General features: G+C 44.1%; 9 protein-coding genes and 1 tRNA gene. 4 read left to right on the forward strand and 6 right to left on the reverse strand.

The window, feature by feature from the left end; genetic code table 11:
• Positions 1 to 62: 62 nt before the first annotated feature.
• Positions 63 to 470: a metal-dependent transcriptional regulator gene (locus tag AB7U36_RS13160; RefSeq protein WP_286818251.1), complete on the forward strand. Its 408-nt coding sequence runs from the start codon at positions 63 to 65 to the stop codon at positions 468 to 470.
• 2 nt (positions 471 to 472) lie between these two features.
• On the opposite strand, the gene AB7U36_RS13165 is transcribed toward AB7U36_RS13160, so the two are convergent.
• The 5 genes from AB7U36_RS13165 to AB7U36_RS13185 form a co-directional block, all read right to left on the reverse strand.
• On the reverse strand, positions 473 to 1,963 hold the full coding sequence (locus tag AB7U36_RS13165) for an efflux RND transporter permease subunit (RefSeq protein WP_428160221.1): 1,491 nt from the start codon (positions 1,961 to 1,963) through the stop codon (positions 473 to 475).
• Positions 1,964 to 2,030: 67 nt separating this feature from the next.
• On the reverse strand, positions 2,031 to 3,152 hold the full coding sequence (locus tag AB7U36_RS13170) for an efflux RND transporter permease subunit (RefSeq protein ID WP_428160222.1): 1,122 nt from the start codon (positions 3,150 to 3,152) through the stop codon (positions 2,031 to 2,033).
• A complete protein-coding gene (locus tag AB7U36_RS13175) occupies positions 3,153 to 3,674 on the reverse strand; it encodes an efflux RND transporter periplasmic adaptor subunit (protein ID WP_428160223.1) in 522 nt (173 codons plus the stop codon). It abuts the gene before it with no gap.
• Between the two features lie 22 nt (positions 3,675 to 3,696).
• Complete coding sequence (locus tag AB7U36_RS13180) at positions 3,697 to 4,428, reverse strand: HlyD family secretion protein (protein ID WP_428160224.1); 732 nt, start codon at positions 4,426 to 4,428, stop codon at positions 3,697 to 3,699.
• Positions 4,429 to 4,481: 53 nt separating this feature from the next.
• Complete coding sequence (locus AB7U36_RS13185) at positions 4,482 to 4,913, reverse strand: YebG family protein (protein WP_428160225.1); 432 nt, start codon at positions 4,911 to 4,913, stop codon at positions 4,482 to 4,484.
• A gap of 341 nt (positions 4,914 to 5,254) precedes the next feature.
• Between AB7U36_RS13185 and AB7U36_RS13190 the strand changes: the two genes are divergently transcribed.
• Positions 5,255 to 5,548, forward strand: a complete 294-nt coding sequence (locus AB7U36_RS13190) for a hypothetical protein (RefSeq protein ID WP_428160226.1) — start codon at positions 5,255 to 5,257, stop codon at positions 5,546 to 5,548.
• Between the two features lie 403 nt (positions 5,549 to 5,951).
• Here the strand turns inward: AB7U36_RS13190 and AB7U36_RS13195 are convergent.
• Positions 5,952 to 6,027: transfer RNA gene (locus tag AB7U36_RS13195), tRNA-Lys, on the reverse strand.
• A 671-nt stretch (positions 6,028 to 6,698) separates the two neighbouring features.
• Between AB7U36_RS13195 and AB7U36_RS13200 the strand changes: the two genes are divergently transcribed.
• Both AB7U36_RS13200 and AB7U36_RS13205 read left to right on the forward strand, forming a co-directional pair.
• On the forward strand, positions 6,699 to 7,547 hold the full coding sequence (locus tag AB7U36_RS13200; RefSeq protein WP_428160227.1) for a tyrosine-type recombinase/integrase: 849 nt from the start codon (positions 6,699 to 6,701) through the stop codon (positions 7,545 to 7,547).
• Positions 7,548 to 8,069: 522 nt separating this feature from the next.
• On the forward strand, positions 8,070 to 8,644 hold a 575-nt coding region (locus AB7U36_RS13205), incomplete at its 3' end, for a Crp/Fnr family transcriptional regulator (RefSeq protein ID WP_428160228.1).

Raw genomic sequence — 8,644 nt, forward strand, 5'->3', positions numbered from 1 at the left:
TTGATAAACTTATCAAGACGCTTCATTATAAGAAATGCTAAATTTCAACCGGAGGAAGATGAATGACAAAAGCAATTGACCTGTCCGAAAGCCTGGAAGACTACCTTGAAACCATACTTGAACTTCAAACGACCAATACGGTTGCCCGGTCAAAGGATATTGCCGAACGGCTTGACATCAAGCGCGGATCCGTCACCGGGATGCTCAAAAAACTGGCAGCCCAGGAACTGATCAATTATGAACCCTACGGCTATGTAACCCTGACACCCAAAGGTGAAAAAATAGCAAAAGAAATTGAAAAACGTCATATTATGTTAAAAGATTTTCTGATCCGTTTTGTCGGCGTGGAGGAACAAAAGGCTGATGACACTGCGTGCCGCATGGAGCATGCCATGGACACATCCACCTTTAAAAAATTCCAGGCCTTTATTCAAACCATGGACGACGGCCCCCACCGGGAAGACGATTAGTTTTAGGGTACATCCTGATCGCCTGTCACAAACAAGGTTAATTCACGGATCACCACATACAGGGCCGGTACAAAAATAAGTGTCAACGCCGTGGCTGCAACCAGACAAAAACTCAAACTCACGGCCATAGGGATAAGAAACTTGGCCTGGAAGCTTGTTTCCGTTAAAAGCGGGGCAAGGCCTGCCACCGTGGTGAAGGAAGTCAAAATCACAGGGCGGAACCGGGTTTCACCGGACTTGACCACAGCCTCAAACACCTTTGTCCCCTTAGCAACTTCAACATTTATAAAATCAATGAGGATCAGGGAATCGTTAACCACAATACCGGACAAGGCCACAATTCCGAAAATCGAAATCATGGTAATATCCAGACCCATTACAAAATGTCCCACAACCGCCCCGATCAGGCCAAAGGGGATAGCGGTCATAATAATCAATGGCTGGTTGTAGGAGCGAAACTGGCTTGCTAAAAGCAGAAAGATAATCATGATTGCCACAACAAATCCTTTGATCAGGCTTTCCATGGACTCTTTGCTGCGCTTGGCCTGGCCTTCAAGGTCATAGGGAATCCCGGGAAAGCGCTTGATCATGTCAGGCAAAAATTTTTTACTTAAATCTTTGACAATATTCTGGGCATTGGCAGTGTCCTCATCAAGATCGGACGTCACGGTGATCACCCTGTGCCTGTCCACGCGCTTAATTGTCGCGTACCCCCTCTGGGTCTCAATGCGCGCCACCTGGTTCAAGGGGATTTCACGATTGTCCTTTGTCCGGATGCGAAGCCGGTCTATACTGGCTTCGGTCTCCCGCTCCTGCTTGGAATACCGGACCATGACCTTGACATCATCTTTTCCCCGCTGGATTTTAAGAACTTCATCACCATAATATCCCTGGCGAAGCTGGGTGGCGATGTCTGCCATAGTCACGCCTAAAGATTCGGCGCCCGGTTGGATATAGATCTGTTTTTCCATCTTTCCGGGCCTGAAATCATCGGTGATGTCAAAGGTGCCCGGATAGGATGCAATCTCCTCCTTAAGGGCCTGGGCTGCCGCTTCCATTTGGGAAAGCTCACTTCCGTGCAGACGGATCTCAATGGGATTTCCTCCGGGACCGCTGCCGATAATGCTAAATGTAGACTGCTCAGTCCCCAGAATATCACCCGTGAATTCCCGCCATTTGCTTGTCACCTCCGAAGCCAGGATATCCGGACGCTTTGCAGACGGTAAAATCTCAATCCAGGCGATACCGCAATGCCCGCCCGATACCCCCTCTTTCCAGTCCCGTTGTGGTATAACCCCCACCAGGGAAAAGGTATTTACGATAAGATCTTTGTTGTCCTCAACCCGATCCCTGAAATAATCGTTGAGTTTAAAGGCCCCGGTTTCAATCTGTTTAATTGTTTTCTGGGTGGTATCAAAGGGGGTGCCCAAAGGGTAAACAATCTCCGAATACATCCAGTTGGAATCACTTTTTGGGAAAAAAGTGTACGGCACATGGCCGCCGGCAATCAGTCCTAAACTGATGATCAGACATCATAGGCCCAGTACCAGAGTAAAATACCTATTTTTGACACAATAGCGCGGTAAAGGAGATAGGAATACCCGATGCTACCCAGAAGGCAAGGCCTAAATCCAGAAACAGGGCCAGCACCACAAACACCAGGATAATCCCCTGGGTTCCGTTTTTGAGCAAAAGATCAATGCGCTCCTGAACCATGTCCGCTATATTGTACCAGTACCCAAGACGTATCCCTTTGGGCAGATCGTCCCGGGCATTATCAAGATAGGCAAGCACCCGGTTGGAGATGGCAATGGTATCCTGGGAATCGGTGCGTTTTACCACCACCATGGCAGCAGGTTGCCCGTTAAAACGGGATTGAAGGTCCAGATCCTCAAATCCGTCAACCACCCGGGCCACATCCCCGAGCCGGACCACAGTGCCGTCAGGCCTTGTCACCAGGGGAATCTGTTCATATTCAGCACCGGGATACCGTTTGCCCTTGGCCCGGATTAAAAATTCGCCACCACTGGTTTTGATCAGCCCGCCGGGCAATTCAAGGCTTCCCGAGCCCACGGCGCGCACCACATCATCAAAAGAGGGGGAAAAGTTGCGCAAATTTTCTTCTGAAATCTCCACGGAGATCTCATACTCCCGAACCCCCATGAGTTCTGCCAGCGATATTTCATCAAAACCCACCAGATCATCCCTGATTTTCTCGGCAGTCTGTTTAAGGGTTCGTTCGGCCACATCACCGTAAACAGCCACATAAATGGCCGGCTCATTGTTTTTGATCTCAATCACCACAGGATCTTCGGCCAGGGTGGGGAAAGAGTCAATCAGGTCAATCTCTGTTCTGACTTCGTTAAGCTTGGCGGCAATGTCCGTGCCGGCATCCAGTTCCAGTACCACGCCGGCATGTCCTTCAACCGCCGTAGAATACATTGTTTTGATATTTTCAAGACTTTTGAGCTGTTCTTCAATTTTGATGCAGATACCTTCTTCCACATCCTCGGGGGAGGCACCCGGGTAATCCACGGCAATACTGATCATATCCAAAGAGAACTGCGGGAACATCTCCCGCTTCATGTTCATGGCCGTAAACATCCCGGCCACAATCAGAAAGACCATGATCAGATTCACCGTAACCCGATGCTCCACCGACCATTTGCCAAGGGCCTTCATTTAGTTCTCCCCGGCCTTTTTAACCGTGATTGCCATACCGTCTAAAGCCCCGGGCAGGGGAGATTCAATGATCAGATCACCTGGGGTTAAGCCGTCTGTAATATAAACATCGTCTTCAAACCGCCGGATCACTTTGACCCTCTTAATCACGAGATGATTTGCCTTAGCCAGATACAGGGTATCGGGAGAGCGCATGAGTGTTCGTGGAATCTTAAACACATTTTCTTTTTGTTCCCCTTTGACACGGCACTTAACAAAGACACCGGGTCTGAGCAGCAGCAAAGGATCTTTAACATCCAGGCTACCAATTTCCACCGTCATGGGCATGGTCCGGGTTTTTTCGTCAATGGCGGCTTTAATTCTGACCACATGACCCGGCCACAACGGAGATCGTCCGCCTTCCAGATTGGCAATAGTTATAATCACTTGGGGCCGCCCCCCGTTTTCAAAAACAGAACCCAGCCATTGAAGTTCTTCAAGGTGAACACGGATATCCACATCCAGGGCATCTTTTTCATACATCACCCCAAGCACCTGGCCCGGATTAACATATTTCCCCGACCTGGACCTGTTTGGCCACCACAAAGCCATAAAAGCCTGCTTTAATTTCGGATTTTTCAAGCATCAGAGAAGCCGTTGCAAGTGCAGCCTGTGCCGAAGCCAAGGCTGATTTTTTCAAGGCCATCCGTGAGGGGACAAGTTCCTGGGCATTGGTGATTTTCTGCAACTGGTTTTTCGCGGACAGATACTGTTGTTCCACCTTATCCAAACTGGTTTTGGATGCAAACTGATTTTCAGCCAGCGCCCTGACCCGCTCCAGCTCCTTGGCAGCCAGTTGCAGATTAGAACGGGCAAGCCCGGCATCTGCCTTTAAATTCGATATTTCCTGTTCAAGCAGGCGGATATCGGCCCGGGCCTGATCCACAAGGACCCGGGCATTTCTTTCATTCAAGACAAGGGTGCGCTGGTCAATGCGCAAAAGAATCTCATCTTTATGAATGCTTGCACCTTCACGGAAATCAGGATGGACATAATCAATCCGGCCTGCAATCTCCATGGCCAGCTTCACACTGTTTCGGGGCATAACCGTCCCAAAGGCTTCAACGATCATATCAGCACTGCCCGATACTGCCGGAACACATAACACCTTGGGAGGCGTATTAACCATTTCCTTTTTTTGGGGTTTTTCTTTAGAAACAAATAACCACAAAGCCACGCCTGCTGCAAACAGCACAACTGCAAGCACACGCATCAGCCTAAATAAAAAAGACGGCATAGGTATTTTCCTTTGGCCAAAAGCCGACACTTGGATTTAAAGAATTATCCCGTCTATCCACTCTTTTTTGAAGATGCCCCCTTTATGGGGGGAACGGCCTGGGCCCCAGACTTGGCAACAGGCTTGACTTCAGGATCTGTGTTGGCTTCAGAGGTCTCGGCCTGTTTGGACGCAGGCTGTTTTGCAACGGCTTTGCCCCGGATTTTGGCAGTTTCCAAAGAAGATGCGTTTTTTTTACGGTTGTTTTCGGCTTTGGGGGAGACGCCCCTTAAAATGGGCATCACCTCATCGCGTTTTTCAGCCAACAAAAGGGAGATTTCTTCTTTGCGGGTTTCATCAAGAACGATATCGGAATTTTCAAGAAAATCAAACAAATTGTCGGCAATATCTAGCATCTTGTCATAGTCGTCTGCTTCTTTTTTTGTCGCGAATGTCATCTTTTTATCTCCATCCCTGACAACAATATATTGGACAATTACAGGCATTTTTTCTCCTTGAGAATAAAATTCTTTAACAAAGGAAAGCGGTTTATTTACACTTCTCTTTCATATTAAAAAAACAGGATTGGGTAAAGTTATTTTACTTTTGCCAGGGCAATCGGTTATTTTAAAACATATTTCACCAACAGTATGCATTGATTTCCAAATAACAAAAAATTTACCCAAGAATTGGATAAAAAAGTATCGAAGACCACCCCCACCCTCACCCGCAGAAAATCATAACATCCTGTATAGAAATATTTTTCAATCATGGTACTTATATTGCATTTAGAACTATTTTAAGAATAAAAGATTTGAGATTTAAGCCAGGAGGTTAAAGAGGTCTCATGGAAATAACAAAAGAGCAAGTTGACCATATCTTTAAACAGTCCAAAAGCACGGAAGAAGCCTTGATTGCCCTTTATAAACTTATTCTGCCAGACTGGGAACAAATCAAAACATCAAAAGGTTTTCCGCTGATCGGTAAAGACGGTTGGCTGTATATCTGCGAATGTTTTATCAGATTAAGCAAACCTAAAGATAACGGTTTCCCGGGATTATGGCTTAACAACGGTTTTGAGAGTAGCGATTATCTGCCAATGTGGACGGTTGATTTAAACCATTTTTATCCGACTTATTAAAACGAACCAGAGATGCATAAATCTCCTCTATCCGCCCTTTTGTCAACAAAAAAATGCGTTTTTTTATAAGAATGGCTGGGTAAGGTACTCAGATCTTTAAAGGCTTGTTGTGGGCTATGCCTGTCAGTTGATATGTCAGGTCAGCCCATGGCTGTTTATATGAAAGTTATGAGTATTGAGTATTGAGTATTGAGATTTAAAACAAGCTGTTTTCTCAATACTCAATACTCACATCTTTCATTGTTTGTTGTGTCCGTAAGGACATGGTCGTTATAAAAAATTGCATTAAATTTGCTTTTCAAAAACATAGCCGGACATCACTGACACAGACCCTCACACAGAAAGTCTTTAAAAAGCAAAAAAAGCTTCCAACGAAAAACCGCTGAAAGCCTTATTGCTGTGGTGGTGGGCCATCGGGGAATCGAACCCAGGACCTACTGATTAAGAGTCAGTTGCTCTACCAATTGAGCTAATGGCCCATCAAATGAACACCGAACAGTACCCAAAACCACTGTCATTGTCAATGTTTTTTTTGATCATATGCCTTATCCTATTGCCCGAAACCTCTAAATTTTGACGAGTACTGATCAAGCGCCTGCGCTCCATTAAAATTCATACAAGGGGCCGGGTCTTACGGGTCTTATGAGTTGTGGGAAATAATCCAAACTAAAATGGTCTTGGGTGTGGGGGAATAGTGTGGGGGAACGTATTTTTCAGACACTAAAAAAGGGGCTGGATTTTCATCCTAACCCCTTGATTTTATTTTGGAGGCGGCTCCCGGATTTGAACCGGGGAATAACGGCTTTGCAGGCCGTCGCCTTACGTTTCTGTATAAATTTCTCTCAAATACATTACGCCTATGTTGCAGTATAAGCCGCTTTCAGAAAAAAGCAACAATTTTTTTCCAAAAGTGCATATCTTGTAACCAAAGAACAAAACTAGGCGCAAATCACTTTTTCACCCTAATTATAGCGTGTTACGATATAAAGAAACAATTCATTCTTGCATATTTGAGGTTGGCGCCTTTTACGTAAATAACATAACAATCTGAATTTATAGAGATATGATACATGGTATAAACTTTGCTAATACATTGCCAATGTCAAATGAAGTTCCCTGATTTTTTATTTTTAATTGAGGAGGAATTTACTTGAAACAGATCAGAAAAGTTAATGAAGCGTGGAATTTTTATAATGATTTTATTTTACAATCATTTTCAAAAAGAAGTCAGACTACAGAGAACGGCAGATGGAAAAATCACATTTCTCCGATAGTTGGGGAAAAAATCATAAATGAATTGACCATTTTTGATCTTTTCGAATTACGCAAATCGTTGGAGGCAAAAAAATTGAGCCCTCAGACTATTTTTCATTGCTTATCCTTACTGCGTAGAATCCTTAACCGAATTGTCGATTATGACCCCTCTGTGCAGGTGCCTAAATTCAGAAATGTGATGCCAAAATTTGATAACCGCAGGTTACGTTATCTTTCAAGATCAGAATTTGATAGGCTTCTAAATATTTTAAAGAAAACATCAAAAGCGTGGTTTGATATATCATTGTTTGCCGTTAACACCGGGCTACGCCGAGGGGAAATATTTAATCTCGGTTCTGAAAATATTAACAATAGTGACCGGAATATTTGTATTTTAGACTCTAAAACGCATAAAAACAGAGTCGTTCCTTTAAATGGAACAGCTTTTAAAATAATTTCACATAATAAAAACAAAAAAATATTTACCTTGTCCGCACCAAAAATTTTTGAACAGGCTGTTGAGGAAGCCGGCCTAAATGATGGAATCAAAGATTCCAGACATAAAGTTGTATTCCATACACTGCGTCATACGTTTGCAAGTTGGCTTGTACAAGATGGGGTTAAACTTGAGGTGGTCAGTCAATTGCTTGGCCACAGCAATATTAATATCACAATGCGATATGCTCATTTAGCACCTTCCCAAGCAAAATCCGCTGTTAATTTAATAAGTGAAAAATTTGAATAAAATTTAGCGATAATTATAGATTTATGTATCCTTATGATAGATTTCCGCATGTTTTTTATCGATAAATGCAGATTTTTAAAGAGTTCTCCGAATATCTGCATTTATCCCGAATATTCTGTATAAATCTTCGAGGGTAAGATGGCAGGACATGTAAAGTAGACCCACTTTTCAAGGTGGTCAACTTTACGTCCTGCCTTATTCATTTCACTCAACGGGCCTTATTCGCTATGCTCAACGGTGATTTTTTTAAGATGTAACGAAACGGAACCATAATGGTTGCAGTTAGATCTCAAAACCATCAAAAATGGCAGCGGTGTTTGCTTTTTGTGGTAAAAACTGTGAAAAATCAATTAAATGCCCAGTTTTAAGGACAATAAAGTGGATAGGCCCTTTTACAATTTGGGTTTTTAGGGCGTATAGCCTAAGTTTTCAGCTGGTTTCTTCTTGACATATCATCTGCTCCTGCTAAAACAAAGGAAGTATAATAGACTACTCAATCCACACGGCCCCCTCATGAATGTGATGCCAAATATTTTTGATGAACCTGATCTGTCAGAAATTTTCAAAGATCTTGCCCACCAGGAATATATAGATGTATTAAAAAGCAGCCGCAGGGTAATCATACCCCAAAAAAGTATTCTGTTTCATCAAGGAGATCCTGCTGTAAATGTTGTACTGGTGAATCGGGGCCGGTTAAAACTGACCAAACTCAACGATCAGGGCAAAGAGGTCATTCTCCGCTATATCAGTACCGGAGAATTGACAGCAGCAGTGGCTGTACTTAAAAATTGGGATTATCCGGTCACTGCCGAGGCAATAGAAAATACCGAGGTAACCTTGTGGGACAAACCGACAATATTGCAACTCATGCAAAAATATCCGGCTGTCACAACCACTCTGCTAAACACCATTTTGGAACGTATTGATGATTTGCAGAATCGCTACCTTGAAATGTGTACCGAGCATGTAAATCAGCGGATTGCCCGTACCCTGCTGCGGATCATGAGGCGGGCCGGGACCAGAACCCGGTCGGGGATTCAGATTGATATGCCCTTAAGCCGTCAGAATATTGCCGACTATGCAGGGACCACTTTATA

This window comes from Desulfobacter sp., from assembly GCF_050177295.1.

Coding starts and splice junctions, on each gene's coding strand:
- AB7U36_RS13180 (WP_428160224.1), bottom strand. CDS start 4,428: ATGCCGTCTTTTTTATTTAGGCTGATGCGTGTGCTTGCAGTTGTGCTG.
- AB7U36_RS13175 (WP_428160223.1), bottom strand. CDS start 3,674: ATGTATGAAAAAGATGCCCTGGATGTGGATATCCGTGTTCACCTTGAA.
- AB7U36_RS13160 (WP_286818251.1), top strand. CDS start 63: ATGACAAAAGCAATTGACCTGTCCGAAAGCCTGGAAGACTACCTTGAA.
- AB7U36_RS13190 (WP_428160226.1), top strand. CDS start 5,255: ATGGAAATAACAAAAGAGCAAGTTGACCATATCTTTAAACAGTCCAAA.
- AB7U36_RS13185 (WP_428160225.1), bottom strand. CDS start 4,913: ATGCCTGTAATTGTCCAATATATTGTTGTCAGGGATGGAGATAAAAAG.
- AB7U36_RS13170 (WP_428160222.1), bottom strand. CDS start 3,152: ATGAAGGCCCTTGGCAAATGGTCGGTGGAGCATCGGGTTACGGTGAAT.